Source organism: Streptomyces sp. F001 (assembly GCF_004187715.1).
Lineage (GTDB): Bacteria > Actinomycetota > Actinomycetes > Streptomycetales > Streptomycetaceae > Streptomyces > Streptomyces flavusporus.
Map to the genome: position 1 here is coordinate 937,811 of NZ_QZWF01000001.1, position 22,186 is coordinate 959,996.

Sequence of the window (22,186 nt, forward strand, 5' to 3'; positions counted from 1 at the left end):
CTAACCTTTTACGTACAGGGGCTCGCCCGGTGGCGTCGTCCCGGCCGGCAGCAGTGCCAGGTCGAGGCCGCGTACCAGGCGGGCCCTCAGTGTTTCGTCGGCGGCCATGCGCCGGGCCACCGCGCGGGCGGCCTCGGCCGGGGCGGCGGCCGGATCGAGGACGAGGGCCAGGGTGCCGTCGGCCTGTCCCGGACCGAGGTGGGCACGCAGTACGGCCGGCTCGGCGGCGACCGCGGCCCGTACCGCCGCGACGACGGCGGGGTCGGCGAGGGGGTCGGTGGTCGTACGCCCCTCGGCCAGCGCCAGCAGTGCGGGACCGGTCAGCTCGAACGGCACCGGACCGGCCAGGTCCAGCACCACAGTGTCGGCCTTCTCGTGCGCGGCCGCCTGGAGGGCCTGGTGCAGGGGTACGGCCACCGGCCGGGCCTGCGGGTCCCAGCGGGCCAGCGAGTCGGTGGACGTGAAGGCGGGCAGGGCGGTGCGGTCACCGGCCTTCAGGGTCGGTACGGCCATGTCGCTGGTCTTCTCGCGGCGCAACCCGTTCTCGTCCTCCTCCACCTCGCCGAGCACGGCCACCACGGGGACGAGCAGCCGGGCGCCGCTGAGCGCCGCCAGCACCGGTCCCACGGCGGTACGGTCCTCGGCCCAGGCGGCGAGCGCCGCGCTCAGCCGGGGATCGGCCGAGCCGTCGTCGTCGGAGAAGCCGGGGTCGGGAATGTTCTTGTTCGCCACGGTCACCGACCCTATAGGGGGGCTGCTGCTGCGCTTGTGCGGGCCCGGTAACGCGGCCGTGACACCGCTCACGGGTTTCCCGGCATTTCTGACACACATCTAACGTGCGTCTAACGGCCCGCACAGCTGCCGCCGTCAGCATCGCGGCATGGAGTCCCGCAGAGCCCGCCGCACCCGTACCTTGATCTGCGCTGCCGCTGCCTCCGCTGTCGTGATGGGCGGTACGGCGTATGTGACGGCGCAGGCGCACTCCGGAGCGCCGGCCGTATCGTCGGCCGTGACGCCGTCGGCCTCGGCGTCGGACAACGGGGAGGCATCGGTGCAACCTGTGGCGCAGCCGACGGTGGATCGTGACGCGCTGCTGGCCGAGGCCGTGCGGGGCCTGCCGGTCGAGGACGGCGCGGACGTGTCGGTGGCGGTGCTGGACGTGGACTCCGGGGAGGGTGCCTCGTACGGGGAAGACACCTTCGACACCGCGAGCATCGTCAAGGTGGACATCCTGGCGACGCTGCTGTTGCAGGCGCAGGATGCGGGGCGGCAGCTGACGGCGGCGGAGCAGGCGTACGCCACGGCGATGATCGAGCACAGCGACAACGACTCCGCGTCGGCTCTGTGGCGGACGATCGGCGGGGCGAAGGGGCTGGACGCCGCGAACGAGCGGTTCGGGCTGACCGGCACCGAGGGCGGCGACGGCATGCTGTGGGGCCTGACCCAGACCACGGCCGTCGACCAACTCGCCCTGCTCCAGCAGGTGTTCGGGGAGGAATCGGAGCTGGACGCGGCCTCGCGGTCGTATCTCCGGGAGCTGATGGGGCGGATCGCCGCCGGTCAGCAGTGGGGGGTGTCGGCCGCCGGGGACGATGCGGCGTGGGCCCTGAAGAACGGCTGGCTGCCGCGGACCGCGACGGGTCTGTGGGACGTCAACAGCATCGGGCGGGTGACGGTCGGCGGCCGTGACTTCCTGGTGGCGGTGCTGTCGGACGGCAACTCGACCAAGGAGAAGGGGATCGCACTGGTCGAGGCGGCAGCGCGAGCGGCGGTGTCGGTGGTCGCCGAGTACGGGGCTGGGGCGAGGACTGGTGGCACAGCTTCGGTCACGGCGTCCTCGTCCGCGTCCGCATCCGGGTGGTAGCTCCGTACACTCCTCGGTGGCGGGAGACGCCCGCCGGTCACCGCACCAGCTGGAGAGGAGCCAGGTTCACACACCCGGTCGGTGTGCATGTCCGGTCAGGACGAGATCAGGACTTACTGCGGCTCTGGGCTTCGGCATTGGCGATGGCTTCGGCTTCGGTTTCGGCCAGTGCTATGGCGACGCCGAATGCCTCGGCGATGTGGCCCGCGGCCGACATGACGCGAGCTGTGCCCACGACGGGGGCGATCGCAACGAGCACGTCCTGCAGCTGTTCGACGGTCAAGTCGGCCTTGACCGCGGGATTGATGTGGGCCAGGTAGGAGATCGCCGGGGCGTCCATGGCCACGAGGGCGGCCATGCGAGTGAGGAGGAGTGTCCTGTCGTCCATGCCACAGCGCTCGATGGAGTCGATGGTCATGGCGGCGATCGTGTCGAGAACTGGGGCGTCAGGCGCGGTGGCCATATCGGGACCGCCTCTCGGTGCTGAACGGAGCTGGACGCGCCACCCGGTGACCGCGGGACATCTGTGTATCGGCGGGTTGCCGTATCAGCGTAGGCGCTCTTAGGGCCTTGCGCCCGTTGGGCCGTGCGGGCGAATCACAGATGTCGGGGCGCTTTGACGACAGATGCGCCTCGGGCTTCGTCCGGGAAGGCCGCGCCAACTCGATTGCCCACCCTTCCGTGATGACCAGCAGAGCCAACCCTGGTGGCTGCATCAGCTTGCGATGCTTCGCAGGCTTCGGCGACGGCTGAGAGCCTGCTGATGGGGCCAGGATGGCTTCGACCGGAACGGCACGGTGGCCGACCTCATCCTGGCTCGCACCCGATGACAATCAACCGGCGGCCCTGGTTTGTCCCGCACCACGGCTACCTCCCCTTGAAGGATCACCCGACGGCACCTCCAGCGCCGGATTCGCATGCCGATCACGAAGGGGCCTCGTCGTAACGCCCGGTCTCCGGAGGCGATCTTGACTGGTCGGCCGGAGAATGAGAGCGGTCGAGTCGCTCTCGGGCGATGGAGTGCTCCGAGGTTGTGGTTTCGAGGTCGTGGGCCATGCAGTCTGTGACGTTCCGCGCCGAGGCGCAGACCGAACGGATGGGCGGCGAGGGGCGCCGGGTGATGGCCGCGGCCACCCGCGATCTGGACCCGGCCGACTTCGATCCGGACCACGATCTGCTCGCTTACGTGACCGAGTTGCGGATGACCAGTCTCGTCGGGATGGCCGATCCGCCCCGTGAGAAGTCGAAGGCGGCCGTGGCACACGCCCGGGCCGCGCACATCCGGGTCCGTCTGGTGACCGGCGACGACGTCACCACCGGCGCGGCGATCGCCCGGCAGATCGGCATCCCCGGCGAGGCCGTCCTCGGCGCCGACTTCGCCGCCCTGAGCGAGGAGGAGCAACTCGCCCGTATCGACGACATCGGCGTGGTGGGGCGGGTCGCGCCGGAGCACAAGGTGCTGCTCGCGGACACGCTGCAGAAGAAGGGCGACGTCGTGGCGATGACCGGGGACGGCGTCAACGACGCGCCCGCCATCAAGGCCGCCGACATCGGCATCGCCATGGGCAGCGGCACCGACGTGGCGAAGAACGCCGGGCGCATGATCCTCTCCGACGACAACTTCGCCACCATCGTCTACGCCGTCGAGCAGGGCCGGACGATCTACGACAACCTCACCAAGTACATCCGGTTCGTCCTGCTCTTGCTGGTCACCTTCGTCCTGACGTTCCTCGAGGCCACCGTCCTCGACATCGCTGCGGGTGAACAGTTCACGCCGCCGCAGGTGCTGTGGATCCACTTTGTGGTCAACGCGTCCTTCGGCTTCGCACTCGGCTTCGACCGGGAGAGCCCGGGGCTCATGCGGCGCAGGCCGCGGCCACGCGGCGAGCCGGTGCTCACCCGGCCCGTGCTGATCACCGTCGGACTCGGCGGTCTGGCGATCACCGTCGTGCTGCTCGGGCTGATCAAGCTCGGCCAGACCCTGTTCGACAGTGTCGAGACAGGCCAGTCGATCGCGTTCACCGCGTTCGTGCTCTGCCTTGTCGTGGCCGCGTTCGAATGCCGCAGCGAGAAGGAATCCGTGCTGACGACGTCCCCCTTCGACAGCAAGCAGATGAACTGGGTGGCCTTGGCCCAGTTCCTGCTGGCGGTGGCGGTGACGCAGCTCGACGGCTTCCGCCGCATCCTCGGGACGACCGCGATCGACGCCAGGCAGTTCGGCTGGGCCCTCCTCGCCGCACTCGCGCTCCTGCTCGTGTGGGAGCTGGGGAAGCTCCTGGCCCGCCGCTCGAAGGGCGCGGACGGCCGACGGTGACCGGCCGACGCAGCCACAGGGTCCTGTCCCGGCTGCGTGCCGTTCCCGGGGTCCGTGCCGCGTCGTCCTACCGGCGCGAGTGGCTGGCCAAGGACCTGGTCGCGGGGGTCGTTCTCACCACGCTGTTGGTTCCGCAGGGCATGGCGTACGCCGAACTGGCGGGCCTGCCGGCCATCACCGGCCTCTACACGACAGTCCTCTGTCTGCTCGGCTACGCGGTGTGCGGGCCCTCCCGGATCCTGGTACTCGGCCCGGACTCCTCGCTGGGTCCGATGATCGCCGCCACCGTGCTGCCCCTGGTGGCGGCGGACGGGGATCCCGATCGCGCGATCGCGCTGGCCTCAATGCTCGCGATCATGGTTGCAGGGATCACGATCCTGGCCTCGGTGGCGAAGCTCGGCTTCATCGCCGACCTGATCTCCAAGCCGACGATGATCGGATACCTGAACGGCCTGGCCCTCACGATCCTGGTCGGCCAGCTGCCCAAGCTGCTCGGGTTCAAGGTCGACGCCGACAACCTGGTCGGCGAGTGCATCGGACTCGTGCAGCAGCTGGCCGACGGGGCGATGGTGTCGGCCGCCGCCGCAGTCGGCATCGGCGGGATCGTGCTGATCCTGGTGTTGCAGCGCCTGGTGCCGAAAGTCCCGGCGGTGCTCGTCATGGTGGTCCTGGCGATCACCGCGGCCGCGGTCTTCGACCTCGGCGAGCACGACGTCAGCCTGGTCGGCGTACTGCCCGAGGGCTTCCCGCCGTTCACGATCCCCGACGTCCGCGTCTCCGACCTCGCCCCGCTGTTCGGCGGTGCGCTGGGCATCGCCCTGGTTTCCCTGGCCGACACGATCTCCAATGCGTCCGCCTTCGCGGCCCGCACGGGGCAGGAGGTCCGCGGCAATCAGGAGATGGCGGGGGTGGGAGCCGCAAATCTGGCGGCCGGTCTCTTCCAGGGCTTCCCCGTCAGCACCAGCGGATCCCGTACGGCGGTGGCGGCTCGGGCCGGAGCCAGGAGCCAGCTCACCGGAGTCGTCGGAGCGGCGCTGATCGTCCTCATGCTCCTGCTGGCCCCAGGCATGTTCCGCAACCTTCCCCAGCCCGCCCTCGCCGCCGTCGTCATCACCGCCTCGCTGTCCCTGGCCGACGTTCCGGGAAGCGTACGGCTGTGGCAGCAACGCCGGACGGAGTTCCTGCTGTCGGTCACCGCCTTCCTCGGGGTGGCCCTGCTCGGTGTGCTGCCGGGGATCGCCATCGCGGTTGCCCTTTCCGTGATCAACGTCTTCCGACGCGCCTGGTGGCCGTACAGCGCCGTGCTGGGACGGGTGGACGGGCTGGAGGGATACCACGACGTGCGGTCCTACCCGCGGGCCGAGCGGCTGCCGGGTCTGGTGATCTACCGGTTCGACGCGCCGCTGTTCTTCGCCAACGCCAAGACGTTCCGCGACAAGGTGCGGCGGCTGGCCCGTGCGCGGCCTCGGCCCGAGTGGATCGTCGTCGCGGCGGAGCCGATGACCGACGTGGACACCACCGCCGCCGACGTGCTGGAGGAACTCGACGAGGCCCTCAACGCCGAACAGATCCACCTGGTGTTCGCCGAGCTCAAGGATCCCGTGCGGCGCAAGATCGAGCGGTACGAGCTGACCCGCACCATCGACCCACGCCATTTCTTCCCGACCGTGGAGGCCGCCGTCGCCGCGTTCCGTCTGCGCACCGGGGCCGAGTGGACGCCTCCCGGTCCGGAACAGACCGGCTCGCAGTCGCCTCCGGCCGACGGCAAGCAGTGATGGCCTCGGGTCAGGGGCGAGCGGTGGGCACGGCGGGTCCGGAAACGGGAACTGCCCGCGCCGGATCAGCTGGGCTCGTGTCCCGCCGCAACCCGGCGCATCGTCAGTGCCAGACGCCGCACCTTGCGCCAGTCCATCGGCGGCGCGCTGCGGGGCACGCCGGGCCGGTGCCGGGGCACGCGGACGCGAAGTGCGCCGGGCGGGAGACTACATCGCACCGGTGTGGGCAGGAGCAGGGCCTCGCCGTCGACACCGACCGGGATGACGGGAGCGTCGGCGTGGACGACGACCTCCCTGGCGGTGGCGACGGTCAGCCCGTGCCCCTGTCCGCCGCGCAGCAGCAGCTCCGTCGCCTCGGCCGCACTGGCGACCTCCACACCCAGCACACCCAGTTCGCCGGAATCCAGTCGCTCCCGGCGCCCCAGTCCCGCAGAGTCACCACGCTGGTAGGGGTTGTTGCTCACCAAGACGGCCTGGGGACCGTTCAGCGTCAGTGAACCGGCCCGGACCATCAGCCGGGCGCCGCTGTGGTGGGTCAGCAGGTCCGGCAGCATCTCCAGGATGGTCCGGGCCTTGTCGTCGCGGTAGGCGGGACTCTGCACCACCGCCGCGTAGACGCCGAACGAGGCGTTGTTGACGAAGACGCGCCTGGTGGTTCCGTCCTCCGGCGCCCCCGCCTCGATGTGTCCGAGGTCGACGCGCAGTTCGACTCCGTCGGTCAGGGCCTCCAGACATGTCGAGGGGTCCTGCCGGTCCAGGCCTAGATCCATGGCGAAGTGGTTGCGGGTGCCGGCGCTGATCACCATGAAGGGGACGTCATGCTCCGCGGCCACAGCGGCGACCAGAGCCTGCGTGCCGTCACCGCCCGCGACACCGAGCAGGTCGGCTCCGTCCCGCACGGCCCGCCGGGCCATTTCGGCCACGTCCTGGTGACGCTCGGGGTCCAGTACGACGACCTCGGCGCCCAACTCCCGGGCTTTTTCCGCCAGATGGAACTTCTCGACCTTGCCGCCGCCCGAGCGTGGATTCATGATCAGAAACGGGTGCTCGGGCCGGCCGACGGAACGCTCCGGCATACCGGATGCGGTGCCTTCGACCAGTGCGGCCCTGCCCGCGAAGAGGGCCAGTGCCCACAGACCGAGCGAGACCAGCACGACCCACAGCAGCCCGGCGGCCGCGTACAGCACCAGGGCGGTGACCGGCGCGGCGCCCACCAGCAGCGCGGCCAGCACCCGGACCCAGCCGGTGTGCGTGAGCATCCACCAGGCACCGGCAGCCGTGAGCGCGAGCCCGGCCAGTCCCACCCCCACGAGCACGACGCTGCCGATCCCGGCGAAGACCACCAGGACGAGAAACGCCGCCACGCCCGACGCCAGGGCCAGCCGCGCGGTCCAGCGCCTGTTCATGGACAACCTCCTGCCCGACTTCAGGTTACGAGCGGTCACTGCGGTCGGCATGTTCACGATGGAAGGCCGTCGGTCGCACAGTTCGTGCCGGAACGAGGGCTGGGTGAGGACAAGCTGGAGGTCCGGACGCGGAGGCAACGGCTCGCAGAACCAGACGCCGGTGGGGCGACTCCGGGCGACGGCTCATCGGGACAGTGGCCCGTCTCATCGGCTGGCAGGTCCTGCTCCACCCTGGGATCCTGACCTCGGAGGAAGTCATGCCGCCTGACCCGCCAGTGTCTCCGCCGGAGGGGCCGCCGTCGGGCAAGGACGGGGGCCGCAGCGAAGAGCCCGCCGGTCCCGACACCGCCCCCGCCGAGACACACGCCGACCCCACCGGGGCACAAGCCGGGCCCACCGAGCCGTCACCCGGCTCCAAGAAGCGCCGTCAGCTCTTCCACGTCACCCTGCCCGGCGGCTGGGGCGCGCTCATCTTCGCCTGCCTGTCCCTCACCCCGTCACTGCTCCCCCGCGGAGGCATACTCCAGGGACTGATCTGCGGCATCACCGCTGCCATCGGGTACGGCCTCGGCGTCGTCGCAGCCTACGTGTGGCGGGCGTTCGCCGACCGGGAGCCACGACGCCCCGCGCGCCGGTCCTGGTGGATCCTGCTCATCGCCGCGATCGTGCTGTTCGGCGTATCGTTCGGGCTCGGGCAGTACTGGCAGCACGAGATCCGTCGGCTCATGGGGGTCACGGAGTACAACATCGGCACGGCCGTCGCCTGCCCCTTCGTCGCCGCTCTCGTCTTCTGCCTCCTGCTGCTGACCGGCCGTGGCATCCGGGGCATGTATCGCTGGGCGGCCCGTCTGCTCGGGCGCTGGATCGGCCAACGGGCGGCTACCGCGGTCGGCTGGCTCCTGGTGGCGGCTCTGGTGTGGTCCGCATTCACCGGAATCCTGCTGAACGGCATCGTGAACGCGGCCAACGAGGCGTTCTCCCTGCGCGACACCCAGACACCGGCGGGCACGCACCAGCCCACCACGGCCCTGCGCTCGGGCGGCCCCGGTTCCCTCGTGCCGTGGGACTCACTGGGCAGGCAGGGCCGCGCCTTCATCGGCAGCGGACCGTCGGCCGAGGACATCGGCGGGTTCACGCACCGTACGGCGCAGGAGCCGATCCGGGCCTATGCCGGCCTCGCAACCTCGGACGACACGGAGACCCGGGCGACCCGGGCCGTCGCAGACCTCGAGCGGGCGGGCGGCTTCTCGCGCGCCAACCTGCTTGTGGTGACGACCACGGGCAGCGGCTGGGTCGACCCGGCCGCCGTGGACACGTTCGAGTACCTCGGCAACGGCGACTCCGCCACCGTCGCGATCCAGTACTCGTACCTGCCGTCCTGGCTGTCGTACCTCGTCGACCAGTCCAAGGCGCGCGAGGCCGGCCGCGAACTCTTCGACGCGGTCTACGACACCTGGTCCAAGATCCCCCACGACCAGCGCCCGCGGCTGTTCGTCGCGGGCGAGAGCCTGGGGTCGTTCGGAGGGGAGACGGCCTTCAGCGGGGAGTACGACCTGCGCAACCGCACCGCCGGCACTCTCTTCGCCGGGCCGCCCAACTTCAACACCCTTTTCCGTGAGTTCAGCGACGACCGCGACGCGGGAAGCCCCGAGATCGAGCCCGTCTACAAGGAAGGGCGGACCGTCCGGTTCGCCGCGGAACCGGCCGCGGGAATGCCTCCGGCGGACCGGCCGTGGGACGGCACCCGCGTGCTCTACCTCATGCACCCATCGGATCCGATCGTCTGGTGGAGTCCTCACCTGGCCCTCACCGAACCCGACTGGATCGGCGAGACGCCCGGCGGCGACGTACTGGAGGAGATGATGTGGGTGCCCTTCGTGACCTTCTGGCAGGTCACCGCGGACCTGCCCTTCTCCACGGACGTACCGGACGGCCACGGCCACACGTACAAGGCCGGATACGTCGACGGCTGGAACGCCGTCATGCGGCCCAGCGGGTTCACGGCGGAGGACCTGAACCGGCTGAAGGACATCGTGTGGCCGCAGCGCTGAGCCCCCTGGTCGGCGTCTACTGGCCGTTCGTTTCGTACGCGTCGTACTCGCGGCGGCCGCGCCACAGGACGACCGCCGTGATCAGCAGCACGCCGCCGGCGCCGCCGGCGAGCGGGGCGGCCCAGCTCGTGGCGTCGTCGTCGGAATCCGCCGTGTCCGGGCCGGAGCCGAAGTACTTGTCGCCGTACGCCGCGGACTGCAGTCCCTCCGGCTTCAGCCGGCCGGCCTCCTCGATCGCGGCGGCCGGGTCGACGAAGCCGAAGCCGCGGGAGTCGTCGCGGCCGTCGGCCGGGGCGTTGCGGGCCGTGTCCTGAAGGAGCCGCTTGATCTGGGCCGGGGTCAGGCCCGGGTGGGCCGACTTGACGAGGGCGACCGCGCCGGAGACGAAGGCGGCGGCCGCGCTGGTGCCCCAGCCCTCGTAGTACTTGCGGTCGGGGGCGGCGATGACGACGTCGACGCCGGGGGCGCTGACCGTGGCGTACCAGCGGCGGGTGGAGAAGGATGCGCGGGTGCCGAACTTGTCGACGGCGGTCGCGGCGATGACGCCCGGGTAGGCGGCCGGGTAGGAGATGTGGTCGCCCTTCTCGCCGCCGTTGCCGGCCGAGGCGACGACGACGGAGCCCTTCTTCAGGGCGTACTGGACGGCCTCGTCCTCGGCGGATTCGGGGTGGGCGGAGGCGGAGTCGTCGCCGAGGGAGAGGTTGATGACGTCGGCGCCGTGGTCGGCGGCCCAGCGGATGCCGTCGGCGAGGGCGTTGCCGCGGGTCTTCCGGGCCTTGGCGCGGGAGGGGTCGTCGTCCTCGAGGATCACCCGGACCGGGAGGATCTTCGCCTCGGGTGCGATGCCCAGGACGCCGTCGGTGTTGCCGGCGCCGTGGCCGTGACCGGCGATGATCCCGGCCATCGCGGTGCCGTGCAGGGCCCAGGCCGGGTCACCCTGCGTCGCCCCGAAGCCGACCATGTCCTTGGCGGGCAGCACGTTGCCGGCCAGGTCGGGGTGGTCGGCGTCGACGCCCGTGTCGAGGACGGCGACGGTGATGCCCTCGCCCTTGGTGGTCTGCCAGGCCTGAGCGGTGTGCATGGCGTCCAGCGCCCACTGCTCGGCGCGGATGCCGTCGGCGTGCGCGGCGGTGGGCGGGACGAGGGCGACCGAGGCGGCGACGAGGACGCTCACGAGGCCGGCTCTGCGGGCGGCTGCGACGGGCTTCATGAGGGCCGGCTTCATGAGGGCTGTTCCGTGGACGAGGTGACGGACTTGCGCAGGCTGCGCTCGACGCGGTCGGCGAGGCCCTTGGCCTCGTGGCCGAGGCCCGCCTGGGCGGGGGCGCTGGTGGCGCCGGAACGCATCGCCTCCGCGGCGGGCTGCGGTTCGTCGACCGTGCGGGCGTCGGCCCAGCCGGAGACGGCGTAGACGACGACGGGGGCGTCGGTGAGGACGGAGACGGTCCATGAGGCACGCTGCTCGGCGCCGAAGCCGACGGCGACCGTGCCCTTCGCGGCGTACGGGCGGGGCATCAGGTCGCTGCGGCGGTCCAGGCGCTCGTCCTCGAAGCGGCCGTCCAGGGAGCGCATGGCGGCGGCGTCGGCCTTGGCGAAGAGCAGGCCGACGGTGGTGACGTAGCTCTGGGTGGCGTCGGTGTAGGTGGCACGCAGCAGGCGCTGACAGCCGACCGGGGCGAGTGCCCTGCGCAGCAGGGGGTCGAAGGCGTCCGCGCAGCCGCTGTCCGGGGCGACGGCGATACGGGTCCAGATGCGGTCGGCGCCACCGGGGCCGGCGCCGCGCCCCTGCACGGTGGGCGGGAACAGCTGATCCACCGGCACGCTGTGCCACAGGGTCCCGGCCGCCGCGAAGGCCCCGCGTTCCCCGGCCTCCCCGAGCCCCGGTCAGCCAGCTCCCGTCACGGCGCCCCCGATGAGCCCCAGCCCGAGCACGACACAGGCGGCGACCGCCACGGTACGTCCCCGTACCCGCACGCCGAACGGCCGCGGCCGCGCCGACTCGTCGTACCCCTCGGGCTCCCCGAACGTGACGACCGGCTGCTGGGGCACCGACTGGGTACTCCAGGAGAACGCGGGGTTCGGGGAGACGGGGGTGGCGTTTTCCGGTGCGGACGACGTGGGCGAACCCTGCCGCCGCTCGCGTGCCGGGACCGGGGCCGGGTCCGCAGGGATCGGCGCAGACGCCGCGTCGTCTCCGAGGGCGCCTCGGCGGGCACACCGACCGGCCGCGCGGCACGGGCCGACGGGTCGGCCGGGCGGCACGCTGCTCGGGGCGGCCGGTCGGGGGCGGCTTGGGGGCGTGCGGGCACGGTGGGGCGGTTGCTCGGATCCGCCGGCCTCTCAGGACGCGCGGTGCACCCGGCCGACCACCTGGACGCGGCGGCACGGCTCCCCGCGTGGTCGTTCCGCCGCCCTCACCCCGGGTCGGCGGTGGGGTCCGGGAAGCGGGCGGATGCGGCAGGCGGGGGCGGAGTGAAAGGGCCGGCGTCTCCGGCACCGTGGCCCGGCGTCCGCCGTCCCGGTCGCCGGCGTCCGTCCGGGACGGAGCGCGCAGGCTCGGGAAGGTGGTGCGGCCGGTGTCACCGCCGTTGCGGGGTGGCGGGGGCCGCCGGCCGCTGTGGTGGGCGTCGGCGAATCCGTGCGGCCTTCGGAGGCCCGCAGGGTCGGGCTCGTCCCCGGGGATCGGCGGATGGGGCGGACGGGAGGTGCGGCCGGGCGGGGAGGTATGGGCGCGTGCCGCGCTTCCGTGCTCATGCACCCCCCGTTTCCTCGTGCCCGGTCCCGTGTCCTCGTACGCGGGCCGCCGTCGTCAATTCGCACGCATACCCGCACCGGGGGACCGGCATCCGGCGCGAGTGGCGCGCAGAGTCGTTCCTCCGTGCGTGCGCGTCACTCTACGGGTTGCCCCCGGTCGAACGGGAACCAGTCCACGAGCCCGGGGGATCTGCCCGGAACATCCCCCTACCCTGCGGTAATCCTGTCTGGCAGGCTTCGTTCATGACTGCGCGCGCCGCCGACCGGGCCCGTTACGACCGGGCCACCGCCCATCTCGACGCCCCTCTCGCGATCGTGGACCTCGACGCCTTCGACGCCAACGCGGACGACCTGGTCCGCCGGGCGGGCGGGAAGCCGATCCGTGTCGCCAGCAAGTCCGTCCGCTGCCGTGCCCTGCTCGAACGCGTCCTCGCGAAGGACGGTTTCGCGGGCATCATGTCGTTCACCCTGGCCGAGTCCCTGTGGCTGGCGCGGTCGGGGTTCGACGACATTCTGCTCGCCTACCCGTCGGCCGACCGCGCCGGATTCGCCGAACTGACCGCCGATCCCAAGCTGGCCGCCGCGGTCACGGTGATGATCGACGACCCCGCCCAGCTGACTCTGATCGACCAGGCGCGCGACGGCGGCCGTGAAGTGGTGCGCGTCTGCCTGGAGTTGGACACCTCGCTGAAGCTGCTCGGCGGGCGGGTGCGCGTCGGGGCCCGCCGCTCGCCGCTGCACTCCCCCGCCCAGGTCGCCGACATGGCACGCGCGGTGGCCCGGCGGCCGGGGTTCGAGGTCGTGGGGATCATGGCGTACGAGGGGCACATCGCCGGTGTCGGGGATGCGGTCGCCGGACGGCCGCTGCGCTCGCGTGCCGTGCGGTTGATGCAGGCCACCGCCCGCCGGGAGCTTGCCGAACGGCGCGCCGCGGTGGTGCGCGCGGTGCGGGCCGTGGTGCCGGGGCTGGAGTTCGTCAACGGCGGCGGCACGGGCAGTGTGCAGCACACGGCGGCGGAGGACGCGGTCACCGAGATCGGGGCGGGGTCGGGGCTGTACGTACCGCGGCTGTTCGACAACTACACGTCCTTCACCGGGTGTCCGGCGGCGCTGTTCGCGCAGCCGGTGGTGCGCCGGCCCGGCGTGGGGGTCGTGACCGTGCTCGGCGGCGGCTATCCGGCCTCTGGTGCGGCCGGGGCGGACCGGCTGCCGGTGCCGTATCTGCCTCAGGGGCTGCGGTACGACCCCCAGGAGGGTTCCGGCGAGGTGCAGACCCCGCTGCTCGGTTCCCCCGCCGACGATCTGCTGATCGGCGACAAGGTGTGGTTCCGGCATGCCAAGGCCGGTGAGCTGTGCGAGCGGTTCGACGCGCTGCATCTGGTCGAGGGCGACCGGGTGACGGCGACGGTTCCGACGTACCGGGGTGAGGGCCGCACGTTCCTGTAGCAGGTCAGCTCGACGGGCCGACGCTGCTGCCCACGCCGCCGCCGGCCTCGTCTCCGATCGCCCGGATGCCCTTGGTGATCCGGTCCATGTCGGCCGGCGGCGGCCCGTCCTCGCCCGCGTCGAAGACGTAGCGCACGATGACCGGCGACTCGGTGCCGACACTGGACTGGAAGGCGAGGGACTGGACGTAACCGCCGGGCCCCTCGGCCGTTGTGACGCGCCAGCGCACGAAGTACCCGGCGCGGCCCGCCACCGCGACCGGTCCCGACGCGACGAGTCGGTGGGACTCGATGCCGCCGTAGGGGCGGCGGCCGAGGGCGTCGCGGTCGTAGGCCTCGTCGGCGGCGTCCGGGATGTCCGCCTCGGCGAGGGCCTCGGGGGACTTCTCGTCGTTCTCGGTCACCGTGCGCGAGATGACCAGTCCGTGCCGGCAGAAGCCGCCGTCGCCGGGGCAGTCGTAGGTGCCGTCCGTCGTCATCATGACGTTGTCGATGGTGACGTTCTCCGGCCGGACCCAGCCGTCGAGCAACGGCAGGGTGATGCCGTTGAGTTCGTCGACGACTACGGCCGGGTCGTCGGCGGACGGTTCGGGGGTGGATGTTGATGGTGAGGGTGTCGCACGGGTCGTGGCTGTCGCGGATGCCGCGGTGTTCGCCTCCGTGCCGCCCCCGTTGCCGTCGTCGCCGAGGACGACCGCCCCGGTGACGATCGCGGCGACCAGAACCACGCCGGCGGCGGTGAGGGCGACGGCCTTGGCGCGCGGGGAGGCCTCGCCGACGGACTGCGGCGCCGGCCCGGGGATCCGGGGCGCGCGCCGGTGCTCGGTCCAGGCCGCTCCGTCCCACCAGCGTTCCAAGTGCGGGGCGGAGGGGTCCCGGTACCAGCCGGGTGGGGTGTCATACATCATGCTCATCCCGGCACTTTGAAGTTCTCTCCCGGATGCATCCGGGAGACTCTCCCCTGGATCGCTCCGGAGAGTTTGACAGGTCATGCCTGTCCAGCGACGACCCTTCCGGCCGCCGGAGCAAGTACAGGACTCGCTCTGGACGTTGGGGACCCAACAATGCGCTGAGCGTACCAGATGCGTTACGGAGTGAAGCGACGATGCTCCGCGCCTACAGCGGTGTGACGTACGCCCCCGAGATCCCGCCGTCCACCAGGAAGTCGGTGGCGTTGACGAAGGAGGAGTCGTCGCTGGCCAGGAAGGCGACCGCGGCGGCGATCTCCTCGGCTTCGGCGAACCGGCCGAGCGGGATGTGGACGAGCCGGCGTGCGGCGCGCTCGGGGTCCTTGGCGAACAGCTCCTGGAGGAGCGGGGTGTTGACCGGGCCCGGGCAGAGGGCGTTCACGCGGATGCCCTCGCGGGCGAACTGCACGCCGAGTTCGCGGGACATGGCGAGCACGCCGCCCTTGGAGGCGGTGTACGAGATCTGCGAGGTCGCGGCACCCATCCGCGCCACGAACGACGCCGTGTTGATGATGGAGCCCTTGCCCTGACGCCGCATGTAGGGGATGGCCGCCTTGCAGCACAGGTACACGGAGGTGAGGTTGACCTCCTGGACGCGCTTCCAGGCCTCCAGGCCGGTCTCCAGGATGGAGTCGTCGTCGGGCGGGGAGATGCCGGCGTTGTTGAAGGCGATGTCGACGCTGCCGTAGGTGTCGTACGCCGCCTTGAACAGGGCCTCGACCTGCTCGGGGTCGGTGACGTCGACCTTGGCGAAGAGGCCGCCGACCTCCTCGGCGGTCGCTTTGCCGCGCTGCTCGTCGACGTCGCCGCAGACGACGTGCGCGCCCTCGGCGGCGAGCCGGCGGGCGGTGGCGAGGCCGATGCCGCTGCCGGCTCCGGTGACGACGGCGGTGCGGCCGACGAGCCGGCGGCAGATGATGTCTTCGCTCACTGTGCGGGGCCCTCCGTGCTGATGAAGACGTTCTTGGTTTCGGTGAAGGCGGCCAGTGCGTCCGGGCCGAGTTCCCGGCCGATGCCGGACTGCTTGAAGCCGCCGAACGGGGTCCAGTAGCGGACGCTGGAGTGGGAGTTGACGGACAGGTTGCCGGCCCGGACCGCCTGTGAGACGCGCAGGGCGCGGCCGATGTCGCGGGTCCAGATGGAGCCGGAAAGGCCGTAGTCGGTGGCGTTGGCCAGGCGGACGGCGTCGGCCTCGTCGTCGAAGGGCAGGACGACGGCGACGGGGCCGAAGACCTCCTCGACGGCCACGCGCGCGTGCGGGTCGACTCCGGTCAGCACGGTCGGCGGGAACCAGAAGCCGGGGCCTTCGGGGGCCTTGCCACGGATGCCGTCGGCCTCGGTCGGGACGTAGGAACGCACGCGCTCCAGCTGGGCCCTGGAGATGAGGGGGCCCATGTCGGTCTTCTCGTCGGCGGGGTCGCCGACGGTGACGGCCTCGATCGCGGGGGCGAGCAGCTCCAGGAACCGGTCGTGGGCGGAGCGCTGGACGAGAATGCGGGTGCGGGCGCAGCAGTCCTGGCCGGAGTTGTCGAGGAAGGACATGGGCGCGGCGGCCGCTGCGGCTTCGAGGTCGGCGTCGGCGAAGACGATGTTGGGGCTCTTGCCGCCGAGTTCGAGGGTGACGCGCTTGAGGAGGGCCGACCCCTTTGCCAGCACCTGTTTGCCCACGGCCGTCGACCCGGTGAAGACGATCTTCGCCACGCCCGGATGCTCGACGAGTGCGTTACCCGTGACGGGGCCGTGTCCGGGCAACACCTGGAACAGGCCCTCGGGCAGGCCCGCCTCCAGGGCGAGTTCGGCCAGGCGGAGTGCGGTGAGCGGGGTTGTCTCGGCGGGCTTGAGGACGACCGCGTTGCCTGCGGCGAGCGCCGGTGCCGTGCCCCAGGCCGCGATCGGCAGGGGGAAGTTCCAGGGCGCGATCACGCCGACCACGCCGAGCGGTTCGAGGATCGTGACGTCGAGGCCGCCCGCAACCGGGATCTGGCGTCCGGTCAGCCGCTCCACTCCCCCGGCCGCGTAGTCGAGCAGATCACGGACGTTGCCGGCCTCCCAGCGGGCGTTGCCGAGGGCGTGTCCGGCCTCGCGGACCTCCAACCGGGCGAGTTCTTCGAGGTGTTCGTCGACCGTGACGGCGAACCGGCGCAGCAGGCGCGCGCGGTCGCCGGGCGCGCGGCCCGCCCAGTCCGCCTGCGTCCGGGCGGCGCGCACGACGGCCGCGTCGACATCGGCCGCGGTGGCGCCGGGGACGGTGGCGACGACCTCCTCGGTCGCCGGGTTCAGCACCTGGAGTTCGTACGACAAGAGGGGCCTCACATGCGTTCGAAGGAGCGGCGCAGCTCCCAGTCGGTGACCGCGGCGTCGAAGGCCTCGAGCTCGACCCGGGCCATGGTGCGGTAGTGCGCGACGACCTCGTCGCCGAAGGCGGCCTTGGCGATCGGACTGTTCTCCCAGAGTTCGGCGGCCTCGCGGAGCGTGCCGGGGACGTGCGCGAAGTCGGCGGTGTAGGCGTTGCCGGGGCAGGGCTCGGGCAGCTGAAGCTTCTGCTCGATCCCGTACAGGCCCGCGGCCACCATGCCCGCCACGGCGAGGTGCGGGTTGACGTCCCCGCCGGGCAGCCGGTTCTCGAACCGCAGGGAGCGGCCGTGGCCGACGACGCGCAGTGCGCAGGTGCGGTTGTCGTATCCCCAGGCGACGGCGGTCGGGGCGAAGGAGCCGGGCTGGAAGCGTTTGTACGAGTTGATGTGGGGCGCGTAGAGCAGGGAGAAGTCCCGCAGCGCGGCGAGCTGTCCGGCGAGGAAGTACCGCATGACGTCGGACATGCCGTCGGACGCGCTGCCCGGCATGACGTTCCTGCCGTGCTCGTCGGCCAATGACAGGTGGATGTGGCAGGAGTTGCCCTCGCGCTCGTTGTACTTCGCCATGAAGGTGATCGACATGCCCTCCTGGGCGGCGATCTCCTTGGTGCCGGTCTTGTAGACGGCGTGCTGGTCACAGGTGACCAGGGCCTCGGCGTAGCGGAAGGCGATCTCGTGCTGACCGGGGTTGCACTCGCCCTTGGCGGACTCGACGGTCATCCCGGCGCCGGCCATCTCGTTGCGGATCCGGCGCAGCAGGGGCTCGATGCGGCCGGTGCCGAGGACCGAGTAGTCGATGTTGTACTGGTTGGCCGGGGTGAGCCCGCGGTAGCCGGCGTCCCAGGCCTGCTCGTAGGTGTCCTTGAAGACGATGAACTCCAGCTCGGTGCCGACCTGGGCGGTGAGGCCGAGATCGGCGAGGCGCTCCAGCTGGCGGCGCAGGATCTGCCGGGGCGCGGCCACGACCGGGGAGCCGTCGCTCCAGGCGAGGTCGGCGATCACCATGGCGGTGCCCTCGTTCCACGGCACCCGGCGCAAGGTGCTCAGGTCGGGGTGCATGGCGAAGTCGCCGTAGCCCCGGTCCCAGGAGGACATCTCGTAGCCGTCGACGGTGTTCATCTCGGTGTCGACGGCGAGGAGGTAGTTGCAGCCCTCCGTGCCGTGTTCGAGCACCTCGTCGAGGAAGAAACGCGCGGCGAACCGCTTGCCCTGCAGCCGTCCCTGCATGTCGGGGAAGGCCAGGACGACGGTGTCGATCTCGCCGCCCGCCACGAGGGCGTGCAGTTCCTCGACACTGAGCGGAGGTGTGCGGTCTGCCACGGGAGGGCCTCCTTGGGGCATCTTCCGTCGGATTTCCGGCTTCTGCGCGCTTCTTGGGACGGCGCCGAGAGCCATAAGGTATTGCTGAGAACCATTGCTTGGGAAGGGGGCACGGCCATATGCCGGTGGATCCGGTCGGCGGCCCGGACGACCCGCTGACGCCGGTACTGCGGCCGGTGCGCGCCGGGAACGGCTTCGAGGAGGCACTGGAGCAGATCCTCCAGGTCGTACGGCTCGGCCTGGTGCCCGGCGGGGAGCGGCTGCCCGCGGAGCGGGAGCTGGCGGAGCGGCTCGGGATCAGCCGGGTGACGCTGCGCGAGGTGCTGAAGGTGCTCCAGGACCAGGGGCTGGTGGAGTCACGGCGCGGACGGTACGGCGGAACGTTCGTGCTGTCCCGCACGGACGCCGCCGGCGAGAGCGAGCTGCGGCGGCGGGTCGCCGCGGTCGACATCGAGGACGTGCTGCGGTTCCGGGAAGTGCTGGAGGTGGGCGCGGCGGGGCTGTGCGCGGCGCACGGGCTGGACGACGAGCAGGCGGACCGGCTGCGGGACGCGCTCGCCCGCACGCACGACGCCCCGCTCGCCGACTACCGGCGCCTGGACACACTGCTCCACCTCACCCTCGCCGAGCTGTCCGGATCGCCGACTCTGACCGCGCAGTACGCGGCGGTACGGGCGACGGTGAACGACCTGCTCGACTGCATCCCGCTGCTGGTCCGCAACCTGGAGCACTCGCAGCGCCAGCACACCGCGCTGGTGGAGGCGGTGTTCGACGGCGACGCGGACGGGGCGCGGGAGATCATGCGGGAGCACTGCGCGGGGACCGCGGCACTGCTGCGGGGGTTCCTGGCCTGAGGCCTTGCGCCGTACCACCGCCGACGGCAAAGGTATGAGGGCGATCCATTGAGGGCAGCGGGAGGACGTATGACCGGCAGGCCGCTGATCGGCGTCAGTACGTATCTGGAGGCGGGGGCGCGCTGGGGCGTGTGGGAACTGGACGCCGCACTGCTGCCGGCCGGGTACCCGCGGCTGGTGCAGCGCGCGGGCGGGCTGGCCGCGATGCTGCCGCCGGACGCGGCGCAGCACGCGGCGGCGACGGTGGCCCGCCTCGACGCTCTGGTGATCGCGGGCGGCCCGGACGTCGAACCGGGCCGCTACGGCGCGTCCCCCGACCCCCGCACCGGACCGCCCGCGCGGGAACGGGACGCCTGGGAACTGGCCCTGATCGAGGCGGCGTTGGCCGCGCACGTACCGCTGTTGGGGATCTGCCGGGGCATGCAGCTGCTGAACGTCGCCCTCGGCGGCACGCTCGTCCAGCACCTCGACGGGCACGCGGAGGTGATGGGGGTCTTCGGCCGCCATGCGGTCAAGCCGGTGCCGGGCACGCTGTACGCGGGTGTCGTACCGGAGGAGACGTCCGTACCGACGTACCACCACCAGTCCGTGGACCGGCTCGGCACCGGCCTCGTTCCCTCGGCGCACGCGGCGGACGGCACCGTGGAGGCGATCGAGCTGCCGTCCGCCGAGGGCTGGGTGCTGGGAGTGCAGTGGCATCCGGAGATGGGGGAGGATCTTCGGGTGATGCGGGCGTTGGTCGCTTCCGCGAGGGTTTGAACAGGGGGCGTTGCGGCGGGCGCCGGGTTCACGAAGCCCGCGTCAGCCCCAGCAGCTCCCGCGCCGGGCCCGTCGGTCGGTGGCCTGTGCGCCAGACCGCCCGTAGGTCGCGGCGGAGTCGTGCGCCGTCCACCGGGACGCTCACCAGGCGTCGGGTCGACAGCTCCTCGCCCACCGCCAGTTCGCTCAGCACCGCCGGTCCGGCGCCGCCGACGGCGGATGCCTTCACGGCCGTCGTGGAGGACAGCTCGATCAGCGGCCGGGCGAGGCCGCCCAGCGCGGCGTCCAGGACCTGGCGGGTGCCCGAGCCCTTCTCCCGGAGGACCAGCGGCGTGGCCGCCAGTTCCGCAGCCGGAAGGGGGCGGCGTCGGCGGGCCCAGGGGTGGCCGGGTGCTGTGACGACGATCAGGTGGTCGTGGGCGATGACGACCGAGTCCAGTCCGGTCGGCACCGTCAGTCCCTCCACGAAGCCCAGGTCGGCCTCGTCGGCCAGCAGCCGCTCCGTCACGGCCGCCGAGTTGCCCGCGAGCAGTGACACCGCCGTGTCCGGTCGCTGGGCGCGCAGCGCCAGCAGCCAGCCCGGCAGCAGGTACTCGGCGATCGTCATGCTGGCCGCGACCCGCAGCCGCGAGTCCCGCCGGTCCCGCAGCGCCTGTGCCCCCGCATCGAAGGCCTCCGCCGCCTCGACGACCCGGCGCGCCCAGTCCGTCACCAGCGCACCGGCGTCCGTGAGCTGCGATCCGCGCGGGGACCGATCCACCAGGGCCACGCCCAGCTGCCGCTCCATGGAGCGGATCCGGCTGCTGGCCGCCGGCTGGGTGATGCCGACCTCACGGGCCGCCGCGCCGAGGCTGCCCAGCCGGGCCACTGCCAGCAGCAGCTCCAGCGCGCCCAGATCCGGCACCCGGTGCGCCAGCGAGCCACCGCCCGTGGACGGCCGCCCGTTCTCCTGCTCCTCCGACCAGCTCATAACTCCACCTTATGTCTCGATGGAGACGTACCCCTTGGTGGCGGCCTGCTCAGCGGAGAGCTGCTCGCAGGGCCTCGCCCAGCACCCGTGGTGCCTCGACGAGCGACGGCCCGTACCACGTCAGGTGCCGGCCGCTGACGAGTGCGCACGGCAGCCCCGCGAAGGCCTCCGGTCCGTCGTCGGCGGTGAAGCGGTAGGGCTCGTCCGGCAGCACGACCACGTCGGGTGCCGCCGCGCGCAGATCCTCGAGGGGGATCCGTGGATAGCGGTCCGCGTGGCCCGCGTACAGGTGGTCGACGCCGAGCCGGGCCAGTACGTCGCCCGCGAAGGTGTCCCGGCCGAGCACCATCCACGGCCGCCGCCAGATCGGCACCACGGCGGTCGTACGAGGGTCCAGGACGGGTGGCCGCGACCAGGCCGCCTCAGCCTCGTCCAGCCACCGCGGCCGGGACCCGGCACCGCAGGCGTCCAGCACCCGGGCCAGCTCACGGAAGGCCTGCGGCACGTCCCGCACCTCGGTCACCAGTACCTCGACGCCGGCGGCGCGCAGGGCGTCGAGGTCGGGGGCGCGGTTCTCCTCCTCGTTGGCGATCACCAGGTCGGGGGCGAGGGCGAGGATACGCTCGGCCTTCGGGTTCTTGGTGCCGCCGACGCGGATGACGTCCAGATCCGCCGGACGGGTGCACCAGTCGGTGGCGCCGACCAGAGCGCCGGGCACGGACACCGCCACGGCCTCCGTCAGCGACGGCACCAGCGAGACGACCCGCACTACCGGGGCTTGTCGTGGACGGCCTCGATGTGCTCGGCCACGGCGACGACGAGGACCCGTGTGTCCGGCTCGGCGGCCCGCCAGCGGTGCCGGACGCCGCCCGTGAGGTACAGGGTGTCGCCGCGGCCCAGGCGATAGGCGCGGCCTTCCGCCTCTATCTCCACCGCGCCGTCCGCGACGTACAGCAACTGGTCGTTGCGGTACTGGAATTCACGGCCGGCGTCATGGTCGCCGGTGAACTCCGAGGCATGCATCTGATGGTGACCGCGCACCAGGGAGCGCACCTGCGGTTCGGGCGTCGGCTCGGTGCTCTCGCAGCGCACCACGTCGACGCTGCACGCCGGGTCGGCGGCCGCGAGGAGTTCGACGGCGGTGGTGCGCAGGGCGTCGGCGACCTTCTCCAGGGAGCTGCGGCTGGGTCGCGCCCGGTCGTTCTCCACCTGGCTCAGGAAGGGGACCGACAGGCCGCTGCGCTCGGCCACGACGGCGAGGGTGAGCTCCAGGGCGCGGCGCCGCCGCCGTACGGCCGCGCCTACTCGAAGGGACTGCTCTTTGTGGTCGCCCATCGCTCCGGCTCCCTCCT

Annotated in this window: 17 protein-coding genes and 2 pseudogenes; 7 read left to right on the top strand and 12 right to left on the bottom strand. The window is 72.0% G+C overall.

Features of this window, described 5'->3' with window-relative positions; translation table 11 throughout:
- Entirely contained in the window at positions 1-732 is a 732-nt protein-coding gene (locus StrepF001_RS04355; RefSeq protein WP_129796924.1) for an SseB family protein, read from the bottom strand.
- 148 nt (positions 733-880) lie between these two features.
- Here StrepF001_RS04355 and StrepF001_RS04360 point away from each other — a divergent pair, with 148 nt between their 5' ends.
- Positions 881-1,864 (top strand): serine hydrolase, encoded by a 984-nt coding sequence (locus StrepF001_RS04360; protein WP_129796925.1) that lies wholly within the window; start codon positions 881-883, stop codon positions 1,862-1,864.
- Between the two features lie 106 nt (positions 1,865-1,970).
- Here StrepF001_RS04360 and StrepF001_RS04365 read toward each other — a convergent pair whose 3' ends face one another.
- On the bottom strand, positions 1,971-2,327 hold the full coding sequence (locus StrepF001_RS04365) for a carboxymuconolactone decarboxylase family protein (protein WP_129796926.1): 357 nt from the start codon (positions 2,325-2,327) through the stop codon (positions 1,971-1,973).
- A gap of 609 nt (positions 2,328-2,936) precedes the next feature.
- Here StrepF001_RS04365 and StrepF001_RS04370 point away from each other — a divergent pair.
- Both StrepF001_RS04370 and sulP read left to right on the top strand, forming a co-directional pair.
- Positions 2,937-4,178: pseudogene (locus StrepF001_RS04370) on the top strand (HAD-IC family P-type ATPase); the annotation flags it as partial.
- A complete protein-coding gene (gene sulP / locus StrepF001_RS04375) occupies positions 4,175-5,953 on the top strand; it encodes a sulfate permease (protein ID WP_129796927.1) in 1,779 nt (592 codons plus the stop codon). The pseudogene StrepF001_RS04370 and the gene sulP, both read left to right, overlap by 4 nt.
- Positions 5,954-6,018: 65 nt before the next feature.
- Here the strand turns inward: sulP and StrepF001_RS04380 are convergent, their stop codons facing one another.
- A complete protein-coding gene (locus StrepF001_RS04380) occupies positions 6,019-7,359 on the bottom strand; it encodes a diacylglycerol kinase family protein (protein ID WP_129796928.1) in 1,341 nt (446 codons plus the stop codon).
- Between the two features lie 194 nt (positions 7,360-7,553).
- Between StrepF001_RS04380 and StrepF001_RS04385 the strand changes: the two genes are divergently transcribed.
- Positions 7,554-9,410 carry an alpha/beta-hydrolase family protein gene (locus StrepF001_RS04385; RefSeq protein WP_240797280.1) on the top strand — a complete coding sequence of 619 codons (1,857 nt, stop codon included), beginning with the start codon at positions 7,554-7,556 and terminating at the stop codon, positions 9,408-9,410.
- 16 nt (positions 9,411-9,426) lie between these two features.
- Here the strand turns inward: StrepF001_RS04385 and mycP are convergent, their stop codons facing one another.
- The gene (gene mycP, locus StrepF001_RS04390) at positions 9,427-10,620 is read right to left on the bottom strand and encodes a type VII secretion-associated serine protease mycosin (protein ID WP_129797508.1); all 1,194 of its coding nucleotides are present in this window, start codon (positions 10,618-10,620) and stop codon (positions 9,427-9,429) included.
- A gap of 11 nt (positions 10,621-10,631) precedes the next feature.
- Positions 10,632-11,342: pseudogene (locus StrepF001_RS04395) on the bottom strand (hypothetical protein).
- A gap of 1,065 nt (positions 11,343-12,407) precedes the next feature.
- Between StrepF001_RS04395 and StrepF001_RS04400 the strand changes: the two are divergent.
- Positions 12,408-13,610, top strand: a complete 1,203-nt coding sequence (locus StrepF001_RS04400) for an amino acid deaminase/aldolase (protein ID WP_129796929.1) — start codon at positions 12,408-12,410, stop codon at positions 13,608-13,610.
- 4 nt (positions 13,611-13,614) lie between these two features.
- Here StrepF001_RS04400 and StrepF001_RS04405 read toward each other — a convergent pair whose 3' ends face one another.
- The 4 genes from StrepF001_RS04405 to StrepF001_RS04420 all read right to left on the bottom strand — a co-directional run bounded on the left by StrepF001_RS04405 (position 13,615) and on the right by StrepF001_RS04420 (position 18,251).
- On the bottom strand, positions 13,615-14,523 hold the full coding sequence (locus StrepF001_RS04405) for a DUF2510 domain-containing protein (RefSeq protein WP_240797281.1): 909 nt from the start codon (positions 14,521-14,523) through the stop codon (positions 13,615-13,617).
- 202 nt (positions 14,524-14,725) lie between these two features.
- Complete coding sequence (locus StrepF001_RS04410) at positions 14,726-15,508, bottom strand: 3-oxoacyl-ACP reductase (RefSeq protein WP_129796930.1); 783 nt, start codon at positions 15,506-15,508, stop codon at positions 14,726-14,728.
- Positions 15,505-16,878: an aldehyde dehydrogenase family protein gene (locus StrepF001_RS04415; protein WP_129796931.1), complete on the bottom strand. Its 1,374-nt coding sequence runs from the start codon at positions 16,876-16,878 to the stop codon at positions 15,505-15,507. The genes StrepF001_RS04410 and StrepF001_RS04415 overlap by 4 nt, the downstream gene beginning before the upstream one ends.
- An 8-nt stretch (positions 16,879-16,886) precedes the next feature.
- On the bottom strand, positions 16,887-18,251 hold the full coding sequence (locus tag StrepF001_RS04420; RefSeq protein ID WP_129796932.1) for a glutamine synthetase family protein: 1,365 nt from the start codon (positions 18,249-18,251) through the stop codon (positions 16,887-16,889).
- 119 nt (positions 18,252-18,370) lie between these two features.
- Here StrepF001_RS04420 and StrepF001_RS04425 point away from each other — a divergent pair, with 119 nt between their 5' ends.
- Together StrepF001_RS04425 and StrepF001_RS04430 are read left to right on the top strand one after the other, a co-directional pair.
- Positions 18,371-19,105, top strand: coding sequence for an FCD domain-containing protein (locus StrepF001_RS04425; protein ID WP_129796933.1), 735 nt, complete (start codon positions 18,371-18,373; stop codon positions 19,103-19,105).
- Between the two features lie 69 nt (positions 19,106-19,174).
- Positions 19,175-19,864, top strand: coding sequence for a gamma-glutamyl-gamma-aminobutyrate hydrolase family protein (locus StrepF001_RS04430; protein WP_129796934.1), 690 nt, complete (start codon positions 19,175-19,177; stop codon positions 19,862-19,864).
- 28 nt (positions 19,865-19,892) lie between these two features.
- Here the strand turns inward: StrepF001_RS04430 and StrepF001_RS04435 are convergent, their stop codons facing one another.
- Genes StrepF001_RS04435 through StrepF001_RS04445 form a run of 3 tightly spaced genes read right to left on the bottom strand, consistent with a single transcriptional unit; the run spans position 19,893 to position 22,169 of the window.
- Positions 19,893-20,834, bottom strand: a complete 942-nt coding sequence (locus tag StrepF001_RS04435) for a LysR family transcriptional regulator (protein WP_129796935.1) — start codon at positions 20,832-20,834, stop codon at positions 19,893-19,895.
- 49 nt (positions 20,835-20,883) lie between these two features.
- Positions 20,884-21,603, bottom strand: a complete 720-nt coding sequence (locus StrepF001_RS04440) for a helical backbone metal receptor (protein ID WP_129796936.1) — start codon at positions 21,601-21,603, stop codon at positions 20,884-20,886.
- Positions 21,603-22,169, bottom strand: coding sequence for an XRE family transcriptional regulator (locus tag StrepF001_RS04445; protein ID WP_129796937.1), 567 nt, complete (start codon positions 22,167-22,169; stop codon positions 21,603-21,605). The genes StrepF001_RS04440 and StrepF001_RS04445 overlap by 1 nt, the downstream gene beginning before the upstream one ends.
- Positions 22,170-22,186 lie beyond the last annotated feature (17 nt).

Bases quoted from the DNA above. Each gene is read 5' to 3' on its own strand.
- StrepF001_RS04435 (WP_129796935.1), bottom strand. From the start codon at position 20,834: ATGAGCTGGTCGGAGGAGCAGGAGAACGGGCGGCCGTCCACGGGCGGT.
- StrepF001_RS04380 (WP_129796928.1), bottom strand. From the start codon at position 7,359: ATGAACAGGCGCTGGACCGCGCGGCTGGCCCTGGCGTCGGGCGTGGCG.
- StrepF001_RS04400 (WP_129796929.1), top strand. From the start codon at position 12,408: ATGACTGCGCGCGCCGCCGACCGGGCCCGTTACGACCGGGCCACCGCC.
- StrepF001_RS04365 (WP_129796926.1), bottom strand. From the start codon at position 2,327: ATGGCCACCGCGCCTGACGCCCCAGTTCTCGACACGATCGCCGCCATG.
- StrepF001_RS04425 (WP_129796933.1), top strand. From the start codon at position 18,371: ATGCCGGTGGATCCGGTCGGCGGCCCGGACGACCCGCTGACGCCGGTA.
- mycP (WP_129797508.1), bottom strand. From the start codon at position 10,620: ATGAAGCCCGTCGCAGCCGCCCGCAGAGCCGGCCTCGTGAGCGTCCTC.
- StrepF001_RS04430 (WP_129796934.1), top strand. From the start codon at position 19,175: ATGACCGGCAGGCCGCTGATCGGCGTCAGTACGTATCTGGAGGCGGGG.
- StrepF001_RS04405 (WP_240797281.1), bottom strand. From the start codon at position 14,523: ATGAGCATGATGTATGACACCCCACCCGGCTGGTACCGGGACCCCTCC.
- StrepF001_RS04445 (WP_129796937.1), bottom strand. From the start codon at position 22,169: ATGGGCGACCACAAAGAGCAGTCCCTTCGAGTAGGCGCGGCCGTACGG.
- StrepF001_RS04360 (WP_129796925.1), top strand. From the start codon at position 881: ATGGAGTCCCGCAGAGCCCGCCGCACCCGTACCTTGATCTGCGCTGCC.